We start from the raw sequence: 1,431 nt of genomic DNA, 5'->3' as shown, positions 1-1,431 counted from the left end.
CCCCGACACCCCCTGGACCACCCACGCCACCGGCACCCTCACACCCGCCGAGGACGCCTCCGCCGCCCCGAGCACAGTCGTCTCCACCGCCCCGGACCTGCGCGTCTGGCCGCCGCCCCGGGCGGTGCCCGCTCCCGTCGAGGACCTGTACCCGCGGCTGAGCCAGATCGGGCTGAACTACGGGCCGGCGTTTCGCGGAGTCCGCCGCGCCTGGCTGCGCGGCGAGGAGGTGTTCGTCGAGGTCGAGCTGCCCGAGGAGCTGGCCGCCGATGCCAGGCGGTTCGCTGTCCATCCCGCGCTTCTCGACGCCGCCCTGCACGGGCTCGCCCTACGCGGCTTCTTCGACGGCACCGACGGTGGACCCCGGCTGCCGTTCTCCTGGTCCGGCGTTCGCCTGCATGCCACCGGCGCCCAGGCGCTCCGCGTGCGGCTGGCGCCGAACGGGCCCGACGCCATGACCGTCCAGGCCGCCGACCAGGACGGCAACCCGGTCGTCGACGTCGACGCGCTCGTGGTGCGACCGGTTCCGCTGGAACAGCTGCGGGCTGCCGCGCAGGCCTGCGGAGAGGATCTGCTCCTGCGCGTCAACTGGGAGCCGCTGGCCCCGAACGCCACCGCGGCGCCCACGCGATGGGCTCTGGTCGGGGACGACGACCCGACGCTGAGATCTGCCTGGGACGCCGCCGGGGTGAAGGTCAGCGCATTCCCCGACGTGCGGGCGCTCGGCGACGCGATCGCCTCCGGCACGCCCGCCGTCGACGAGGTGGCGCTGTCGTTGCGACCGGTCTCGGCGGATCCCGCGGACCCGACACTCGTGCCGACGGCGGTGGGCGCCACCGCCGAGCGGCTGCTCGAACTGCTCCAGTCGTGGCTGCGGGACGAGAGGCTGGCTCAGACCAGACTGGTCCTGATCACGCACGGCGCCGTCGTCACCGGCGACGACCCGGCGGGAGGTCCCGATCTCGTCGCCGCCCCGGTGTGGGGAATGGTCCGCTCCGCGCAGCGGGAAGGGGCGGGCCGGTTCGTCCTGGTGGACGTGGACACGCAGCCCGCCTCCCTGCGCCTCGTGCCCGCCGCCGTCGCGACCGACGAGGAGCAGATCGCGATCCGCGCCGGGCGGGCTCGCGTGCCGCGGCTGGCGAAGGCCGCGTCCCCAGCGGCGACGCCCGCCGCGCGCACGTCGCCGCGGCCGCTGTTCGATCCGGAGGGGACCGTCCTCATCACCGGCGGCACCGGCACCCTCGGCACCCTCCTCGCCCGCCACCTCGTCCACCACCACGGCGTCCGCCACCTCCACCTCACCAGCAGACAAGGACCCCACGCACCCGGCGCCACCCACCTCACCCACGAACTCACCCACGCAGGCGCCCACATCACCATCACCGCCACCGACACCACCAACCCCCACCACCTCACCACCCTCCTCACCAC

Annotated in this window: 1 protein-coding gene; it reads left to right on the top strand. The window is 74.8% G+C overall.

Annotated features, from left to right (window positions below):
- The coding region (locus C1A33_RS25280) for a polyketide synthase dehydratase domain-containing protein (protein ID WP_115538015.1) at window positions 1-1,431 on the top strand (1,431 nt) is incomplete at both ends.

Source organism: Frankia canadensis (assembly GCF_900197875.1).
Lineage (GTDB): Bacteria > Actinomycetota > Actinomycetes > Frankiales > Frankiaceae > Frankia > Frankia canadensis.
This window is presented reverse-complemented; position numbering and strand designations above follow the sequence as displayed.